This is a genomic window from Pseudodesulfovibrio sp. lm2024, from assembly GCF_051175575.1.
Classification (GTDB): Bacteria; Desulfobacterota; Desulfovibrionia; order Desulfovibrionales; family Desulfovibrionaceae; genus Pseudodesulfovibrio; species Pseudodesulfovibrio caledoniensis.
The window spans coordinates 52,023-69,903 of the sequence record NZ_CP195092.1 but is presented as its reverse complement, the minus strand read 5'-3'; the positions used below and the strand labels follow the sequence as shown (position 1 = coordinate 69,903).

Annotated in this window: 20 protein-coding genes and 1 pseudogene; 6 read left to right on the top strand and 15 right to left on the bottom strand. The window is 63.7% G+C overall.

Annotated elements, in window-relative coordinates; all coding sequences use genetic code 11:
• Positions 1–869: 869 nt before the first annotated feature.
• Positions 870–1,496 (bottom strand): CatA-like O-acetyltransferase, encoded by a 627-nt coding sequence (locus ACR42D_RS00350; RefSeq protein WP_484564887.1) that lies wholly within the window; start codon positions 1,494–1,496, stop codon positions 870–872.
• Positions 1,497–1,699: 203 nt separating this feature from the next.
• Between ACR42D_RS00350 and ACR42D_RS00345 the strand changes: the two genes are divergently transcribed.
• The gene (locus ACR42D_RS00345) at positions 1,700–3,532 is read left to right on the top strand and encodes a hypothetical protein (RefSeq protein WP_484564886.1); all 1,833 of its coding nucleotides are present in this window, start codon (positions 1,700–1,702) and stop codon (positions 3,530–3,532) included.
• A gap of 549 nt (positions 3,533–4,081) precedes the next feature.
• Here the strand turns inward: ACR42D_RS00345 and ACR42D_RS00340 are convergent.
• From ACR42D_RS00340 to ACR42D_RS00330, 3 genes are all read right to left on the bottom strand, one after another.
• Positions 4,082–5,074 carry an SPFH domain-containing protein gene (locus ACR42D_RS00340; RefSeq protein ID WP_484564885.1) on the bottom strand — a complete coding sequence of 331 codons (993 nt, stop codon included), beginning with the start codon at positions 5,072–5,074 and terminating at the stop codon, positions 4,082–4,084.
• Between the two features lie 2 nt (positions 5,075–5,076).
• Positions 5,077–5,535, bottom strand: coding sequence for an NfeD family protein (locus ACR42D_RS00335; RefSeq protein WP_484564884.1), 459 nt, complete (start codon positions 5,533–5,535; stop codon positions 5,077–5,079).
• 67 nt (positions 5,536–5,602) lie between these two features.
• Entirely contained in the window at positions 5,603–6,037 is a 435-nt protein-coding gene (locus ACR42D_RS00330) for an MOSC domain-containing protein (protein ID WP_484564883.1), read from the bottom strand.
• A 187-nt stretch (positions 6,038–6,224) separates the two neighbouring features.
• Here ACR42D_RS00330 and ACR42D_RS00325 point away from each other — a divergent pair, with 187 nt between their 5' ends.
• The 5 genes from ACR42D_RS00325 to ACR42D_RS00305 all read left to right on the top strand — a co-directional run bounded on the left by ACR42D_RS00325 (position 6,225) and on the right by ACR42D_RS00305 (position 8,958).
• Positions 6,225–6,674, top strand: a complete 450-nt coding sequence (locus ACR42D_RS00325; RefSeq protein ID WP_484564882.1) for a hypothetical protein — start codon at positions 6,225–6,227, stop codon at positions 6,672–6,674.
• Positions 6,675–6,769: 95 nt separating this feature from the next.
• Positions 6,770–7,072 carry an ArsR/SmtB family transcription factor gene (locus tag ACR42D_RS00320; protein ID WP_484568427.1) on the top strand — a complete coding sequence of 101 codons (303 nt, stop codon included), beginning with the start codon at positions 6,770–6,772 and terminating at the stop codon, positions 7,070–7,072.
• Between the two features lie 152 nt (positions 7,073–7,224).
• Positions 7,225–8,307 (top strand): permease, encoded by a 1,083-nt coding sequence (locus ACR42D_RS00315; RefSeq protein ID WP_484564881.1) that lies wholly within the window; start codon positions 7,225–7,227, stop codon positions 8,305–8,307.
• 21 nt (positions 8,308–8,328) lie between these two features.
• Entirely contained in the window at positions 8,329–8,559 is a 231-nt protein-coding gene (locus tag ACR42D_RS00310; RefSeq protein ID WP_319582674.1) for a thioredoxin family protein, read from the top strand.
• 24 nt (positions 8,560–8,583) lie between these two features.
• Complete coding sequence (locus ACR42D_RS00305) at positions 8,584–8,958, top strand: putative zinc-binding protein (RefSeq protein WP_484564880.1); 375 nt, start codon at positions 8,584–8,586, stop codon at positions 8,956–8,958.
• 84 nt (positions 8,959–9,042) lie between these two features.
• On the opposite strand, the pseudogene ACR42D_RS00300 reads toward ACR42D_RS00305, so the two are convergent.
• The 11 genes and pseudogenes from ACR42D_RS00300 to ACR42D_RS00250 form a co-directional block, all read right to left on the bottom strand.
• Positions 9,043–9,393, bottom strand: a pseudogene (locus ACR42D_RS00300) (RHS repeat-associated core domain-containing protein); the annotation flags it as partial.
• Positions 9,394–9,465: 72 nt separating this feature from the next.
• Complete coding sequence (locus ACR42D_RS00295) at positions 9,466–9,657, bottom strand: hypothetical protein (protein WP_484564879.1); 192 nt, start codon at positions 9,655–9,657, stop codon at positions 9,466–9,468.
• Between the two features lies 1 nt (position 9,658).
• The gene (locus ACR42D_RS00290; RefSeq protein WP_484564878.1) at positions 9,659–10,969 is read right to left on the bottom strand and encodes an RHS repeat domain-containing protein; all 1,311 of its coding nucleotides are present in this window, start codon (positions 10,967–10,969) and stop codon (positions 9,659–9,661) included.
• Positions 10,970–11,542: 573 nt separating this feature from the next.
• Complete coding sequence (locus ACR42D_RS00285; protein ID WP_484564877.1) at positions 11,543–12,886, bottom strand: glutamine synthetase family protein; 1,344 nt, start codon at positions 12,884–12,886, stop codon at positions 11,543–11,545.
• Between the two features lie 204 nt (positions 12,887–13,090).
• Complete coding sequence (locus tag ACR42D_RS00280; RefSeq protein ID WP_484564876.1) at positions 13,091–13,936, bottom strand: EamA family transporter; 846 nt, start codon at positions 13,934–13,936, stop codon at positions 13,091–13,093.
• Between the two features lie 125 nt (positions 13,937–14,061).
• Positions 14,062–14,832: a substrate-binding periplasmic protein gene (locus ACR42D_RS00275; RefSeq protein WP_484564875.1), complete on the bottom strand. Its 771-nt coding sequence runs from the start codon at positions 14,830–14,832 to the stop codon at positions 14,062–14,064.
• Between the two features lie 101 nt (positions 14,833–14,933).
• Positions 14,934–15,353 carry a universal stress protein gene (locus tag ACR42D_RS00270; RefSeq protein ID WP_484564874.1) on the bottom strand — a complete coding sequence of 140 codons (420 nt, stop codon included), beginning with the start codon at positions 15,351–15,353 and terminating at the stop codon, positions 14,934–14,936.
• A 103-nt stretch (positions 15,354–15,456) separates the two neighbouring features.
• Positions 15,457–16,059 (bottom strand): glycosyltransferase, encoded by a 603-nt coding sequence (locus tag ACR42D_RS00265; protein ID WP_484564873.1) that lies wholly within the window; start codon positions 16,057–16,059, stop codon positions 15,457–15,459.
• A gap of 39 nt (positions 16,060–16,098) precedes the next feature.
• Positions 16,099–16,845: a hypothetical protein gene (locus ACR42D_RS00260; protein ID WP_484564872.1), complete on the bottom strand. Its 747-nt coding sequence runs from the start codon at positions 16,843–16,845 to the stop codon at positions 16,099–16,101.
• 3 nt (positions 16,846–16,848) lie between these two features.
• Positions 16,849–17,346 (bottom strand): hypothetical protein, encoded by a 498-nt coding sequence (locus ACR42D_RS00255; protein ID WP_484564871.1) that lies wholly within the window; start codon positions 17,344–17,346, stop codon positions 16,849–16,851.
• A 2-nt stretch (positions 17,347–17,348) separates the two neighbouring features.
• Entirely contained in the window at positions 17,349–17,876 is a 528-nt protein-coding gene (locus tag ACR42D_RS00250) for a hypothetical protein (RefSeq protein WP_484564870.1), read from the bottom strand.
• Positions 17,877–17,881 lie beyond the last annotated feature (5 nt).

Genomic DNA, 17,881 nt, shown 5'->3' with positions numbered 1-17,881 from the left:
TCTGAGCTCAAACAGTGGCGATTCGCTCAAACCACGTATCAACCAAGTGCCATTCCAAGCGGCACCCATGGTTTTAATGGTACATATGGCGTTTACAACTCATTGAAATACCGTAAGCATGCGGCCTACAGTTTGATTTTTTACAGCTTTCCACGAAGTTAACACCTGCCTAAATCGAAGTACTCCTTGCTTCATGAAGCCATGCCCGGGCTGCGTTGACATCGGCTAGAGGTGGTACTTTAATTCACTAAAATAAAAGGATATTCCTATCAAGACATGTGTGAAAAAATGTGTAACAACATCCCCGAAATTCCCGAAAATCACTAGGGATCACCATAAAACACCCAAAAGCAAGTCCCTGCCATATTTAAAAAACACGGCAGGGACCAGGTTTTCAGAAACGTGGTGGGTACTTTTAAGAATCCCATGTTCGCTTTGCTCAGGGGCGTGCGACAGCGGAAGGCCGCGACGGGGACGCCTTCCGCCGTGCCGGTTGGCGATTTCTTTTACGTAAGAAAAAATCGGTAAGAACTACTATTTCACCGCCGTCCGAAAACGCCGCAATACCCATTTCCCGCGTTCCGCCCACAGCCGCCTGCGGCGTTGGCAACCGTCCCGAAGTGTTCGCGCCGAACGGCCCTCCGAGGCCCGTGGACGTCCGGCGCGAACACTTCGGGACACCACCCGGCCGAGCTACCTCCACACCCTCCGCACAACCAGCACTGCCCGCGTCCGCACGCCCCAGCCGAAGGCACGCAAAAAGTTTTGAGATGCTTAAGAACCTTTTTCTCAAAAGGTTCTTAAGCCGTCGAAGACGCCCGTCCGGCGAGGGCCCGCCGGAGGCGTCAGCTCCGGCACACTGTCCGCGCCTACTCGAACCCGTCCAGAGTCTCCTGAACATACCGGTAGAACCGTCCGGCGTGCAGGCCGTCGGCCAGGGCGTGGTGGACCTGGAGGTTGACGGGCATGGTCCAGCGGCCGTTTTGTTCGGTGAATTTGCCCCAGGCGATGCGGGGGAAGGAGTCGTCGGGTCCCTGGACCGGGTGGTGCATGGAGGTGAAGTGCAGCCAGGGCAGGCATGTGGTGAACACGAGGTCCAGGCGGTGGGACGAGTCGTCCGTGAGCTCGGTCTGTTGCTTGCCCGCTTCGATGGCCCGGGCGCAGGCATGGTCGAAGTCGGGCCAGTCGTCGGCGTAGTCGAAATAGCAAAAGGCGAAGCGGTCGCCGTCGATGGGCACGGTGGGCGCGGGGTGGACTATGTCGTACTCGACCACATCCGGGCCGTCGAGTCGCTGGCGGAACTCGGGGATGCGGTTGGCGGCGCGCATGACCGCGTAGAGCACGGCGTTGAACGGGGAGACGCCGCGCGGCTTGGCCGTGGTGATGAGCGCGGTCACATCCACATCGGCGGTCAGGGAGAAATGGGGCGCGGGCAGGGTCCGGAAATAGTCGTACAGGCTCTTGCGGGGCCAGTCGTTCATGTCGAGAGTCTTCATGCTTTCCGGTCTACGGGACCGGCCCGCGCATGTAAAGCCCTGCCGCATCCGCCCGGACGGGAACTGACCCTGGGTTTTTTGCACAGGATAACTTCAAGGTATTGTAGGATATTCGCGTATTGACAAATAGTAGCACCCATTTTACTTATTATAGCCAATAGTCCCAGCATAATCTGGTGAACCCTATTTCGAGGAGCGCGGACATGGCCGAACAGATCAAGGTGGAACTTCCTGGACCCGGCGAAACGGCGATGTATCGCCTGGAAGCGGGCGTTCCGGTGCGGTTCGGCTTTGACCTGTCCGAGGCGGGTTTCGCTCCCTCCGGGGACGATCTGGTCATCACCCTGGCCGGCGACGGATCCGTTGTCCTGGCGGGCTACCTGACCCTGGCCGTGGAGGACGCCCTGCCGGCCTTCGAGATGCTCGACGGCCAGCTGGTGCCCGGCGGCGTCTACCTCTTCGCCTTTGGCCGGGAGGGAGAGGCCGAGACCGCGGCCGGAAACGTGCCGGACGGGTCCGGGGCCGGGAGCTACGCCGACAATCCCGGGCTGCTGGGCAACGGCCTGGACGCCCTGGACGGCCAAAGCTCCCTGTTCACGGCGGCGTCCCGAGGCGAAGCTCTGTCCTCGCCGTCCGTGGATGGCGAAGCGCTTCCGGCCCAGGATGCGGTGACCATCTTTCCCGAAACCACGCCCGTACAGATGGTGCTGAACCCAAGCTTCGAGGCCTCGGGCTACGACGGCGACCGCTGGTCATACCTCGACGACGTGGACCACTGGCGCAACACCGGCGGTTCCGGCGCGCCGGATTCTCCCCCGTTCCGCGACCTGATGTTTATGGACAGTATGCTCATGGTCTCGGCCCGGAAAGGGACCATGAAGACCTGGGGCGCGGACATGGACCAGAAACCGCAGGAAGGCGACCGGCTCATGGAGCTAGACGCCCGGTCCGGTTCCGTGGACACCCTGTCCCAGGCCATCGCCGCCAAGGCGGGCGAGGCCGTGACCGTGGTCTTCAACTTCACCCCGCGCGTGGATCACATGGCCGATCCGACCGGCATGGGCACCAACGATTTCCAGGTCATGCTGGGCGATCAGCTCGTGGCCGTCATCACCTGGGACGCGACCCACGGGGACGGGGCCTGGCTGGTCACCCTGGGCGAGGGCGTGGTCACCACCGACGGCGTGACCGGCAGCTTCCATTTCACCAACTGGGGGTACGCCGAAGGGAATGGAGCGTCGGTCACGGACTGGACCGAACTCGGCTTCACCCTGACCGCGGCCCAGGACCACGCGGCCCTGACCATTTCCGAACTCTCGGCCCACAATGACGGCTACGGCGCCCTGATCGACTCCGTGACCGCCTACCGGGATTTCGACACCCTGACCGTGGGCGGCGAGTCGAACGACTTTCACCAGGCCGAGTTCCTGGCCGGGACCGACGGCAACGACGCCATCTTCGGCTCGGCCCACACCGTGGTCGACGGGCTGAAGGACATCTACTCCTATGCCGAGGTCATCGACGGCGGCGCGGGAGACGACGCCCTGTACGGCGGACAGAATTTCCTGACCGTCATCTCCGGCGGCTCGGGCAATGACTTCATCGTGGCCGGACGCCCGCTCTACCAAGACCTGGAGGAATCCCACGCCACGGACGAACCTGTGGGCCAGAGCTATATCCTGCCCGGTTCGGGCAACGACTACGTGCGCCTAGGCGAGGGGGCCGATTCCATCATCCTCAACCGCGAGGCCCTGGTGGACGGCGAAAAGCTGACCGTGGAAAACTTCACCGCAAGCAACGGCGAGTCGCTCAACGCCGACCACATCTTCCTGGCCGACGGCCTGCAACTGCAAAACTCCCGCTACACGGACGGCGACCTGCATCTGCTCATCGGCGACGGCACCGGCACCATCGAAGTCACCCTCGTGGGCATGGAACCCGCCGCACTCGACGCCTTCCTCCATACCGGCACCGAAGCCGATACCCTCAACCACCAGATCCAGGCCATCATCGACTCCGGCGGCCATCTGGCGTAGGGGCGGGCGGCGCCTCCGGCGGCTGGGGGGAAGGGGAAAGGGAAACCCTTTGAAAAGGGCTTTCCCTTTCCCCTTCCCCCCGGACCCCCCATCCCCTTTCCCTTCCTAAACTTTTTGTATGCGCATCCGCGCGTGCGGAGAGGATCGAAAAGGCCTACTTTTTCACCATAGTCACAAAACGCCGCCAAGACGTTTTTTCGAGTTCAGCCATGCCCGCCTGCGGCGTTGGCAACCGTCCCGGAGGATTCGCGCCGGACGGCCCTCCGAGCTCCATGGACGTTCGGCGCGGACACTCCGGGACACCGCCCTGCCGCGCCCATCCCACTACAGCGTAAAGCAAGCCACATTCCGCGCCCCCACCTTCGCCGCAGGCGACACAAAAGGTTTGGGAGGGTCCAGGGAACCCTTTTCCCAAAGGGTTCCCTGGCCGTCGGAGACGCCCGCCCGGCGAGGGCCCGCCGAAGGCGCTCCCCGCTCTCCCCCGCACGCGCAAAAACGGCCCCGCTCGGTGATCCGAACGGGGCCTTTTCGCAGACGTTGTGGTCGCGGTTATTCTATCGTGAACTCGGCCTGGCCGGGCTCGGCGGTCTTGCAGTTGCCCTTGCGGCCCTTGTGCATGGCGGTGTTGATAATTTCGGTGGCAGTGGCGACCATGCCGCCCATGCCGGCGAGGTCGGCGGGGATGATCATGGTGTTGTTGGTCTTGGCCAGGTTGCCGAATGCCCCGACGTACTGCTGAGCAACCTTGAGGTTCATGGCCTCGGGTCCGCCGGGCAGGTTGACGGCCTCGGCTACCTTGCGGATGCCTTCGGCGGTGGCTTCGGCCACGAGAAGAATTTCCTGGGCCTGCCCTTCTGCCTCGTTGATGCGTTTTTGCTTTTCGCCTTCCGAGACCTGAATGGCTTCCTGGCGCAATCCTTCGGCGCGGTTGATACGCGACTGGCGGTCGCCTTCCGAGGTGGCGATCTCGGCGCGTTTTTCGCGTTCGGCCTTCATCTGGGCTTCCATGGCGGCCATGACGGTGCCCGGAGGGGTGATGTCCTTGATCTCGTAGCGCATGACCTTGATGCCCCATTCCTGGGCGGCCTCGTCCACGGCCTGGACCACGGAGGCGTTGATGGTCTCGCGTTCCTCAAAGGTCTTGTCCAGGTCGATCTTGCCGATGGCCGAGCGCAGGGAGGTCTGGGCCAGCTGAGAGGCGGCGATGTAGTAGTTTTCGATGCCGTAGGCGGACATCTTGGCGTCCATGACCCGTATGTAGAGCACGCCGTCGATGGTCACGGACACGTTGTCGCGGGTGATGCAGGTCTGGGCCGGGATGTCCATGACCTCTTCCTTGAGGGACCGCTTGTAGGCGATGCGGTCGATGAACGGGATGAGGATGTGCAGGCCCGCGCCGATGGTCTTAGCGTATTTACCGAGCCGCTCGATGACGAACTGGCTTTTCTGGGGTACGACCACGGCGGTCTTGATGATCAGGACGACCACCAGGAGGACGAACACCAGGGCCGTGATCAGGGAAGTCATGGTTGCGGGATCCATATCTATTGCTCCTTTTCCACCATAAAGGCGTTCACGTCGTTTTCGTCACGCTTGACGATGCGGACCATGGAGCCCCGCTCCACAGCCTCGCTGCTCCGGGCGCTCCAGAACGAGCCCTGGAACTTGATTCTTCCGGGTTGGGGAGGACGGATGGCGTCCACGACTTCAGCCTGCTGGCCGATGATGTTCTCTTCTTTCTCGTCCTCGGCCTTTTCACCAGTGAAGGTGGCGGCCATCATCTTGCGGAACAGGATGAGCAGGATCACGGACGAGACGCCGAAGACCACCAGCTGGACCGGAACCGTAGCCCCGAAAAAGGCCGTTCCCCCGGCGATGAACGCGCCCACGCCGAAGAAGACGACGATAAAGGCGGGCACCACCAGTTCGGCGATGACGAAGACCAGGCCCACACCGAGCCAGATGAGCCACTGTATGTTTTGCGCCGAGGCGAAGTATTCCATGGGACCTCCCAGGTCACCATGAAAGCTAACGGATTCAGCGCGGTTTGTCGATACGGACCGGCGACGGTTATGCGGTTTGCACGATGGCGATGCGGTCGCCCTTCTTGACGACCCCGCCCTTTGTCACCCTGCCGAACACGCCCTCCTTGGGCATGATGCAGTAGCCCACCTGCTTGCGGATGGCGCACCCGTGGTGGCAGGTCTTGCCGATCTGGGTGATCTCCAGCTCGGCCTCGCCCACGGCCAGGCGCATACCGGGCGCAAGCTCGGACGCGGCCACGCCCGTAGTGGTGATGTTCTCCGCGAAATCGCCCGCCTTGAGGGTGTCGAGCGCCTTTTTCATGTCCTCGATGCGCTCCAGCGCCAGCAGGCTGACCTGCCGCCCGCTCCCGCCGTGGGCGTCGTGTTCCACGCCGTAGTCCTCGATGAGCGTGATCGATTCCACCTCATGCTTCTTCTCACCGGTCCTGTCGCTGATATTGACCGCCTGTACCGTTCCCATGGTCGCCTCCGGGGTTATAATCCAGATTTCTGTGGTATAGAATTAATCCGAATCCGCGCAAAGGCAAGCCCCAAGGGTATTCCCCACCCTTGTGCACCGGGCGGTTTGCACATTGTTGCGCCTGCCGTTCATCTGGGCTAGGGTGCATTCGTTTCCGCCGCTCATCCCCCGGAAACCATAAATACTCATGAAAATCCGCACACTCCTCTCGATACTGCTGCTTCTGATTCTGGCCCTGCCCGCGCGTGCCCAGGACCCCGACTACCTGTCCATGATGGCCCAGGAATCGGAGATCAAGGCCATCGCCACCGTGGCCACCGTACAGGCCATGGCCCACAACGCCGACGGCACCCTCAACAACGTGACCTTCAAGAAGGTCTACGCCGTCACGCCTTACGTACCCGACACCTTTGTCGGCGGCTGCAAGACCTTTTCCGGCGGCTGGCAGAAGCGGGCCGAGGGCATGGTCTACTTCAATCCCCGGCCGGGCCAGAAGGTCTTCGTCACCGTGACCACCAACGGTGGGGCCATCACCAGCTTCACGCCCATGAATGCCGCCCTGGACCACGTGGTCCGCAACGAGCCCTACCGGCTGAGCTACAGCCACGGCAGGGCCACCATCGCACCCCGCGACTGAGCCTGAACATCTTTTTTCGCTTTTTTCCGCCCCCGCTCTTGACTCGGGCGATCATTTGGCTATATTGCCAAGCGTAGACCATGGAGGTGCATGTGGTGCAGGAAATCGTGCTGGCCGACCGTTTCGAGGAGCGGGCCAAGGTGGTCAAGGCCATGGCCCACCCGTCGAGGCTGATGATGATCGACGAGCTTTCGCGCGGCGAGCGGTGCGTCTGCGACCTGCGCGACCTGGTCGGGGCCGACATGTCCACCGTGTCCAAGCACCTTACCGTGCTCAAGAAGGCGGGCATCGTCGAGGACGAACGGCGCGGCAAGAACATCTACTACCGGCTGCGCGTGCCCTGCGTGATCAACTTCTTCCACTGCATCGAGTCCGTGATCGAGGCCAAGGAGAAATGAAGAATTATGGAGGCCGCCTGCGGCGGGATTTGTTGGGTGACTTCGCCTCCGGCGGGGAAGGGGTCGCACCCTTCCAACCCATTTGATTCCTTTGGGGCGGGTTGGATATTTTTTTGGAGACACACTTGGCGAAAACGCCAAACGAGGTAATCATGTCTGAACAGAACAACATTTCCTGCGCCTGCGAGAGCAACGCGCGCAAGGGAGCCAAGGGCGAAGCCGGTGTCGTGCGGATCCTGGCCTTGCAGGTCCTGGCCGTGGCCGCCTGGTATGCCCTCTACCTGCAACTGCTGCCCTTCTCCGAGTGGTTCGCCTACGGGCTGCTCGGGCTCGACCCGGCCGGGCACTTGGGGGCGGCCGTGCAGTTCTTCGTCTACGACACGCCCAAGGTGCTCATGCTCCTGCTGCTGGTGGTCTACGGCGTGGGCATCCTGCGTTCGTTCGTGACCGTCAACTGGACCCGGTCCTTCCTGGCCGGAAAACGGGAATCGGCGGGCAACGTGCTGGCCGCGCTGCTCGGCGTGATCACCCCGTTCTGCTCCTGCTCGGCCGTGCCCCTGTTCATCGGGTTCATGACCGCGGGCATTCCGCTGGGCGTGACCTTCTCCTTCCTCATCGCCGCGCCCATGGTCAACGAGATCGCCCTGGTCCTGCTCTACGGGCTGCTCGGCTGGAAGGTCGCCGCCCTGTATTTCGCCACCGGCATCTCCATCGCCGTGGTCGCGGGTTGGGTCATGGGCCGCATGCGGTTGGAACAATACGTCGAGGACTGGGTGCGCGAGATCCGCGCGGGCGAGGCGGCCGACGAGCCGCACATGACCTGGAAGGACCGCTTCACCTACGCGCTCGAATCCGTGCGCGACATCGTGGGCCGGGTCTGGAAGTTCGTGGTCCTGGGCATCGCTGCGGGCGCGGCCATCCACGGCTACGTGCCCGAAGGCCAACTGGCCGTGATCATGGGCAGCGATACGTGGTGGTCCGTGCCCCTGTCCGTCCTGCTCGGCATCCCCATGTACACCAACGCGGCGGGCATTATCCCGGTGGTCGAAGCCCTGCTCGGCAAGGGCGCGGCGCTGGGCACCACGCTGGCCTTCATGATGTCCGTCATCGCCCTGTCCTTCCCGGAGATGGTCATCCTGCGCAAGGTCCTCAAGCCGAGGCTCATCGCCGCCTTCATCGGGGTGGTCGGCTGCGGCATCCTCATCGTCGGCTATCTTTTCAATGCTGTCATCTAACCGATTTCAAAGGAGTTTATCATGAAGATTCTGGTCATGGGCCCGGGCTGCCCCAAGTGTGAACAGGCCGAAAAGACCGTGCGCGACGCCGTGGCCGAAGCGGGCATCGCGGCGGACATCGAAAAGGTCAAGGATTTCCAGGAAATCGCCAAGTACGGTATCTTCTCCACCCCGGCGGTGGTCATCGACGGCGAGGTCAAGGTGGTCGGCAAGGCCCCGTCCAAAAAAGACGTGCTCGGCTGGCTGAAGTAACCGTATAACAAGGAGGAAACCATCATGTCAGATTGCGGTTGCTCGTGTCAGGCGGCCCCGAAATTCGTGTTCTCCTGCTCCGGCGCGGCGGACGTCGGCGAGGTGGCGGACCAGGCCGCCCGGTCCGTGTCCCGTGAGGGAACGGCCAAGATGTTCTGCCTGGCGGGCATCGGCGGCCGGGTGTCCGGCATCGTCAAGTCCACCGAAGCGGCGCAAAAGGTGGTGGCCATCGACGGCTGCCCCCTGAACTGCGCGCGCAAGACCCTGGAGGAAGCGGGCTTCACCGGGTTCGAACATATCCAACTCGACGGCCTCGGCTTCAAGAAAGGCGAGACCCCGGCCACCCCGGAAAACATCCAGACCGTGATGCGGGCCGTTTCCGAAGCGTTCTCGAAATAACCCACCTCATAGGCGAACGAGGCCCCCCGCAGCGCATGCCGCAGGGGGCTTTTTCGTGGTCAAAATCGAGCTCTGCTGGACGGGCTAATCGTCCTTGGAGAACGGAGGCCCAGGGGGGTAATCATCGCTCTTTTCTCCGCCTGCCTCGATGCTGAACTCCAGGGCCCGTTCTCCATCTTCATCCTCGGAAAGCATGGCGTTGCCCCCGACAGTCAGACCCAAGGCGGAAAGGGCAGCGCCGAGCCCCAACCCATTTGTTTCCAGTCCCAGCGGATCCACCCCGTTCACCGGGTCGTCCAGACAATAGACGTACCAGTCCGGGTCCCCACCCTTCTCCCCAATCGGATCAGGCGCGGTCCATCGGCCGGTCCTGACGTCGTAATCCCGCCAGCCGAAGCGGACAAAACCCAGGTCCCGGTCGTGCAGGCCGCCCGCGAAGCCGAGGGAGCCATAAGGTTAAAGGAACGCCCTGGAAAGCAGCTTCCAGGGCATTTCATATGGTTATTTCTATTTATTTCGAGAAGGCGAGCGGAGGAACCAAGCCAAGATTGGGATGGCAACACCTCCCGCCAACATTACCCATTCCACCCAAATCGGTGAAGGATACCCCCTGAAAAAAGCTTCACCGGAAAGGATACCCAACAAGCTTGTCCCGATAAGAATAGTGCTGAGTACAATTTCACCAGGTTTGATTCTCATGTCATCTCCTGTTTTTCCACCGATCATATATTTTGCTCGCTGCCACGCCCGCATAGCCAGCCTCGCTCGGAGGCGGCGGCCCCGGATCGAAAGCGCCAGAGACGAAATCCGCTGCAACCTTTGACCCGGCCGCAAGCTTATCCGGGTATCGCATGGCAGCCCCTATGACCGCAGGGGCCGCTTCAACCGCTCCCGCCGCGACGATGGGAACCGCCCCGGCCCCCAGGGCAATGGCGGTATATTTTTGCAAGTCCTTATTCGTCTTGAAGGCTTCAGCCGTTTTGCTCAATGCTTCCCCGGCTCCCTTTGCGCCCTTGGTAATGGCCTCGCCTATGCCGGCCGGTGCCCTGTCCCATAACTTACCAAGCCCGGCTCCGATTTTCTTCACGCCTCCCCAAAAGCCGCCTTCCAACCCCAGCGGGTCGATCCCGTTCACCGGATCGTCCAAACAATACCCATACCAATCCGGGTCCCCGCCCTTGTCGCCCAGCGGGTCCGACGCGGTCCATCGGCCGGTCCTGACGTCATAGTCGCGCCAGCCGAAGCGGACGAAGCCCAGGTCCCGGTCGTGCAGGCCGCCAGCAAAGCTGATGGGCAGGCGCAGGTCCGGGTTGGTGTCCTCGATGATGCCGCCGAACGGGTCGTACAGCACTTCCTTTATCACGTTGTCGTCTACGTCGGCAACCACGCGCAGGGAACCGACCTGATCGTAGAAGAGTCCGGCCACGGTCCCGTCGTCGCGGCGCATGGCGAAGGGCGTGCGCTCGCCGTCGCGGTAGGCGAATTCGTATTGGTGCCGCCCGTCTTGAAACGCGGCCAGGCGCACGAAGTCGAGCCACTGGTAGGCCTCCACGAATTGGCCGTTCCTGTACTTGGCCACGCGCTGCCCGTCCTCGTCGTGGGCAAAGGTGAAGGCCTTGTCGCGGTCCTCCTCTTCGGCCTTGAGCAGCCGATAGTCCGGGCTGTACTCGTACAAAGTATACACGCCTTTGTCCGACCAGATGGACCGGAAACCGCGCTCGTCGTGCGAATACTGCCCGCCCCCGGCACGCATCAGCCGGTTGTCCGGGGTGTACTGGTAGTCGCGATAATTCGCCCCGGCCGTGGCGGGCAGGTAATCCCGCACCCGACGGCCTTCACGGTCGTACCAGCACTGGCAGATCAGCCGTCCGTCCAGCTTGGCCTCGGCCAGCCGCCCGCCGGAGTCATACGCATAGGTCCAGGTTGACTTGCGCCCTCGGACCGTCTCGGTTTTCTCCACAATGCGCCCGTCCGGGCCGCGCCTCACATCACAGAGATATGGTGCTGCCATGGCAACCTCCTGGTTTCGCCCCCGAGGTCCACCCCCGGGAATCCAAACCAGCATACCCCCGATTTTCGCCAACACCCTGTTTTGTCGAAGAATGACGCCCAAAAGCACCCGATAAGCATAAAAAAGCAACTTGACAGGGGGAGGAAGAATGCCTCCGGGCCTACAGCCGTTGGCGAGTCTTCGAGCCCTACGGATGAGGACAGCAGCGATCGGCCAGAGGGGAAACTTTCGAGAAAGTTTCCCCTCTGGACTCCTCTTCCAAACTTTTTGTGTGCCTGCGGCAGGACCGTGCGGACCCGCAAATACCTCTCTCCTCTGGAGCGATTCGGGTAGCGCAGCGACCCGACAGCGGCTCTCTCACCGCGCTATGGATAGGCTTGGGAGAGTGGGTCAGACGTGCATTTTTCGAGGGTCTGCCTGACCGCAGCGTACTCCCTGTACGTGAGGATCAGGCGGGCCCTCGAAAAATGTGCGGTTGGCCCGCTATCCCAAGCCGCCCCCCTGCGCGAAAGCACAACAGAAAAGGGCCCGCTGCATCGACAGCGGGCCCTTTTCATTGTTGATTGAGCGCCCCTAAAGTATCGGCAGATACTTGTCCAATTCATACTCGGTGACTTGGGTGCGATATTCGTCCCACTCGGCGATCTTGTTCTCGACCAGGGCGGTGTGCAGGTGCTCGCCCAGGACGTCCTTCATGAAGGTGGACCTCTGCAGGTTCATGGCCGCCTCGTACAGGGAGCCGGGCAGCGCCTTGATCTTGTTGCGCTTGAGCTGGCGGTCGTTCATGGCGAAGATGTCCTCTTCGATCGGATCGGCCAGGGTGTAGTTCTCCTCGATGCCCTTGAGGCCGGCGGCCAGCTGGACCGCGAAGGCCAGATACGGGTTGGCGGCCGGGTCCGGGCAACGCAGCTCCATGCGGGTGGCGTTCTCCTTGCCGGGCTTGTACATGGGCACGCGCACCAGGGCCGAGCGGTTGCGCCGCGCCCAGGCGATGTACACCGGGGCCTCGTAGCCGGGCACGAGCCGCTTGTAGGAGTTGACCCACTGGTTGGTCACGCAGACGAACTCCGGGGCGTGCCTGAGGATGCCCGCGATGTAGGCCTTGCCCTCGGCGGACAGATGGTACTCGTCGTTGGCGTCGTAGAAGACGTTGCGCCCGTTCTTGAACAGGGACTGGTGGACGTGCATGCCCGAACCGTTCTCGCCGAAGATGGGCTTGGGCATGAACGTGGCGTAGCAGCCGAACTTGCGGGCGGTCTCCTTGACCACCACGCGGTAGGTCATGGCCGTGTCGGCCATCTTCATGCCTTCCTGGTAGCGCAGGTCGATCTCGTGCTGGGACGGGGCGACCTCGTGGTGGGAGTACTCCACCTGGATGCCCATGGCGCCCAGGGCGAAGATGATGTCGCGGCGGATGTTGTTGCCCAGGTCCAGGGGCGGGGCGTCGAAGTAGCCGCCCGCGTCCAGGGTCTCGGTGTCCTGGTCGTCGGCGAACAGGAAAAATTCAAGTTCGGGGCCGACATAGAAGGTATAGCCCTTCTCGGCGGCCTGGGCCATGACCTTCTTGAGCACGAACCGGGAATCGGCCTCGAACGGGGAGCCGTCCGGATTGACCACGTCGCAGAACATGCGGGCCACGGGCTTTTCCGAGGGCCGCCAGGAGCAGATCTGGAAGGTGGTCGGGTCGGGCATGGCGACCATGTCGGATTCGTCGATGCGGCAGAAGCCGAGGATGGACGAGCCGTCGAAGCCCATGCCCTCCTCAAAGGACGCCTCGAGCTCGCTGGGGGTGATCTGGAAGCTCTTCAGGGTACCGAGGATATCCACGAACCAGTATTGGATGAAGCTGACGTTGTAGTCCTTGACCGCCTTCATCACGTCGTCCGCGTTTTTGCAGTTGAAAACAGGGAAACTCATAAGACTCCTCCGGTTATGATGTTGGAGCAACGGGCCGTCCTCCTGGGCGCGGCCTCGGGCCGAAACGGCCATGCCGGTGCTTTCGAGATGATATGCCTAGATGTTTACCCGTTTTCCGGGGCGGCTATCAACAGAAATGTCCCTCAATTTGTTACGGACGCGGGAAAAGACGCGGTTCGAGGGCGAAAAAGCGACTTCGGGCGGCTACCGGCCGAATCGCAACAGGCAGGCCCCGAACAGGGTGCAGCCCGTGGCCAGGACCTTGGTCAGGTTGAGGGTCTCCTTGAGGCCGAACACGCCGAAAAGCAGGGCGAAGACGATGCTCGTCTCGCGCAGGGCCGTGACCAGGGGGATGGGGGCCATGGTGAAGGCCCAGGTGACCAGGGCGTAGGCCGTGAACGAGGCCGCCCCGCCCGCCAGGGTGAAGCGCAGGTTGCGGGTCACGGAGGCGGTCACCAGACCGGGCCGGGTCAGGCGCATGTACCCGGCCAGGACCAGGCCGTTGAGGATGGTCAGGGAGCCGTAGAAACCGAGCGCGGTGCCCGCCAGCCGCGCGCCGTGGCCGTCCACCAGGGAATAGGCCGCGATGAACGCGCCGGTGCCCAGCGCCAAGAGCGCGGCCCGGCCGTTGCGCATGCCGTCGTCGCGCCGGGTCAGGGCCAGGCTCATGATCCCGGCCGCAATGGCCAGCACGGCGACCAGTTCCACGCCCGACAACGATTCGCCCAGAAACGCCACCGAGACCCCGGCCACGGCCAGGGGCGCGAACCCGCGCGCCAGGGGATAGACGTGGCTCAGGTCGCCGAAACGGTAGGAGTTCAGCAGGAAGAGCTGGTAGCCCACGTGGAGCAGCGCCCCGGCCACGATGTACGGCAGGGAGGCCGGATCGGGCAGCGGAGAGAGGATCAACGCCGCCGCGCCGAAAGGCACGTGGCCGATGACCACGCCGGTCATGCCCGCGTGCTTGTCCGCAGTGTTCTTGACGAAGAAGTTCCAGGTGGCGTGCAGCAGGGCCGCGCAGAGGACGACGAACATTACCGTGACGGACATGGCGGGCTCGCGAGGGGATACAGGGTTGGCTCCACTTCCGGCGGCCGAAAAACCGACCGGAATCATTCAGGGAAGTATTGCCATATCCGGGGGATGTCAAACCCGGCCAAAGGCGCGGGCAGCCCCTAGCGGGCCTTGGCCCAGTCCTTGAGCCCGTACTTGATGAGCAGGTGATTGAGCTGGCCGGTGTTGCGCAGGGTGTACACGCCCCGGTCCAGGATGCCGGCCAGGAGCCGGGCCCGGGGCATGTTGGCCGGGGACAGGCCGAAGAACAGTTCGCGGGCGTCCGCCCCGCTGCACCCGGCCATGACGACCTTGTCCTGCAACTCCGCCTGCTGCGCATAGTAGCCGATCACGGCCCGGCTGCCCGGAATGACCTGGACCCGGCCCTCGGCGAGCATGGCCAGCAGACGTACGCTGGCGTCTTCGCCGTGCAGGGCGTGGAACCGCTCGGGGTGTCGCCGCACGTCCTCCATAAACCACTGGGGGTAATCGTGCCCCTGGATATAGCCGGTGACCACGCCGTTCAGGGACTCCCGCCCGGTGAAGCGCCACTCGGGGTCCAGGGAGAAGAAACACAGGTCGCTCCGGCCCAGGGAGGTCTTGGGAAAGATGAAGTCGGGCATCTCGGCCGGGGTCACGCCGATGAGGATGTCGGCCCGGCCCGAGCGCACGTCGCCGACCGCCCGCTTGCGGGGCAGCCTGCGGTACTCCACGGCGAACCCGCGCCACTCGAACACGGCCCGCAGAATCTCCACGGCGTACCCCTCGCGGGCGGAACCCGGCACGCCGCTGTAGGGCATCCAGGTGTCCGAAACAACGACCACCCGCTCCTGGGCCATGGCCGTCCCGGCCAGGGCCAGCAGGCACAGGATCAACCATCCGGCCAGGCGCAAGACGGATCGCCCGGCCCGCTCAGGGGCCGGACGACACGGGACGCTCTCGGTCTCCAAGGTCGCCATCGGTTCCGACACGCGGCAAGCGCCCCCGAGGGGGACTACTTGACCACCAGCACGGGCTTGGTCGTGGTCTGGAGGACCTTGTGGGTGACCGAGCCGAGGAACAGCCCTTCGAGGTCGGACTTGCCCTTGGAGCCCATGACGATGACGTCGCACTTCTCGTTGTCGGCCACGTTGCTGATGACCTCGGCCACGTCGCCGCCGACGACCAGCTCCAGGAAGTCCACATTGGCGTTGGTCAGCTTGGCCCGGTAATGGGTCATGACCTCCTCGGCCCCCCTGTTCAGGTATTCGAGGAGTTCGTTGGCGTTGGGCTGGCCCAATCCGGAGGGCACGGTCCGGCGCACGGTCAGCAGGATGACGGTGGCGCCGCTTCCGGCCAGGTCGATGGCCATGTCGGCGGCGGCGTCGGACAGTCGGGACCCGTCAACGGGGAGGAGAATTCGGGAGATGTTCATGAGTCCGCTCCTTTGTGTTTCGCGGTCAGGTCGCGCCCCTTAAAACAGGAACGCAACCCAAGCATACACCATGGAGCGAGGCGCTGCCAACCCGATTGTAGAATCAATCGGTCGGAATCATTCCCAAGAAGGCCAGGACGGCCCGGTCCCGAGCGTCCGGGTCGGCCTGGTCCGCGATCCCGGTCCGGGCCTCGGGCCCGAGCACGCCGAGCTCCCGGAAAAATGTCTCGGTCCCGGCCGAGCGGAAGCAGATCCCGTCGCAGGACTTGAACCCGGCCCGGTACATGGGTTTGGCCAACCGGGCGAGCAGCCGCCCCTTGAGCCCGCCCGCCTGAAAGGCGAAGCCCGGTCCGTCCACCAGGGCGAAGACCTTCTTCTCCTCGCCCACCCAGGCCATGCGCGCGGCCAGGGAGCCGTAGACCACCGGCTTGGCGGTCATGGACAGGACCATATCCGGCCGGACGCGGTACAGGACCTGCTTCAGATGGAGCAGCGTGCCCAGGTCGCCCACAGGCGTCAGGCCGCGCGGGGACAGCGGGTACATGGCGTACTCCGCGCCCAGGGCCTCGAACCCGGCCGCGATGTCCGGCCCGCTGCCCGGGGCCAGCGCGTTGACCGCGTGGCCCATGGACGCCATGGCCGACAGCAGGGAGCCGTAACCGGCCAGCAGGTCGTCTGCGTTTTCGTGGATGACGGCGATCTTCATGTCAGCGCTCCGGAGAAAATCTTGCGGCGGGCCCGGCCCCTACCAGATGGCGTCGGCCAAGGTGCCCCGCATCTCGTAGGGGAAGGAGTCCCGGCCCACGGTCATGTCGCCCTTGAGGTCGAACCGGGTACGGAAGAAGTTGTCCGGGTCGATGACCGCCGTGCCCGTGGACTTGTAGGCCAGGGGCAACCGCATGGAGAAGTCGCGCACGGCCATGTCCCGGTTCTCGATCTCGGCGGTGAAGGCCAGGTCCTCGACCACCTTGTCGCCGGGCAGGACCAGCTGGGCCGAGCGCACGTCCACCCAGCCGTTCTTGGGCAGCCGCGCCCCGTCGGGCAAAAACAGGCTGCCCGAGGCGTGGAGCTCGCCCTTGAGGTCGCTGTTGCCGAGGAGAAAGGTCAGGTCCATGTCGCCTTCGAAGTCGAAGACCCCGTTGGGGAACAGCTCCAACCGGCACTGCGACCCGCCCGTGTCCAGCCGGACCGTGGCCAGGGGTGAGAAGCCCATGGTCACGTAGGCGTGCTCGAAGTGCAGCCGCCCCGGAGTCTGGGCCACGGAAATCCTAAAATCGAGCACCCTGAAGCCGAACGGCCCGTCGCGGTCGATGCCGGACCAGCTCAGCCCCACGCCGGGCAGGCTCTCGTCCAGCCGGGTCAGGGCGGACGCCCATATCTTGTCCCACGGCGTGAACAGGACCACGCCGATGGCCAGTCCCAGGGTCATCAGCACCAGCCGGGCCAGGATGCGGCCAGGCAGGGAGGAAAATCTGGTGTTGTGCGCGCCCATTTCCTACCTCGCCAGCACGAGGTGCACGTCCGCCAGGCGGGGCTCCTCGGGGTTGCGGGTCAGGACGAACTCCGGGGCCTGCAGGCTGGCCCGGTCGCGCACGTCCTGCAGAAAGTCCGTGAGCATGATCAGGGTCAGGCCGTTCAGGGTCACCTCCACGCCCTCCTGGTCTTCGGCCACGCGAGTGGCGCGCAGTGAGGCGGCGTAGTCGTTCAGCGAGCGGTCGTCGAGGATGCGCCGGACCGCCTCCTCCGGGGTGAGCCGGACCAGGTCCCCCTGGGCGGCCCGCAGGGTGGTGATCTCCCGGACCAGGGGCACCACCAGGCCGTACTGCTCCTTCTGGGCCGCGATCTCCTGGCCGAGCGCCCCGGTGAACAGGGTCGCGCCCACGAAGACCGCGAAGCACAGTCCGGCCGTGCCGAACAGGATGAACTTGAACAGCCGCTGCTGCGAGGCGGGCGGCCAGCAGGTCCACGGATATGTGCAGTGCTTGCGGGCCATGGCTACTTGGGCTCCACGTTCAGGCTGAAGGACACGCCCCCGCCGAACGCATCGGTCTTGTAGACCGAAAAGAGGTAGCGGTCGTCGTCGGACAGCTTCTCCAGGTACCGCGTGAACCCGGCCTCGTCGCCGCTGTAATAGCCGCGCACCCGGCCCATTGTCCCGGTCAGGCTGACCCCGTCCACGCGCACCCGCTCTCCGGCGGGTTTACTCAGGGCCGCCAGCACGCTCAGCGGGTCCAGGCCGATGCTTTTGACCGCCATCAGCTTGCCGTGCTCGAACTGCAGCCGCCCGAAAGGCGAGCCGCCGATGTCCGGCCCGAGGACCGAATGGTACAGCTTCTCGGTCTGCGCCTTGATGGTCTTGAGCTGCATGTAGTTCAGGTAATACCGCACACCCTGACCGCCCAGGAACAGGCCGCCGATGACCAGGACCCAGACCAGGTTGCGGATGAACCGCCTGGAGGCCTTGCCGGACCGGAATTCGGGCGCCCCGCTTCCGGCGCTGCTCTGTGTCGTGGATGTCGTCATGGTAT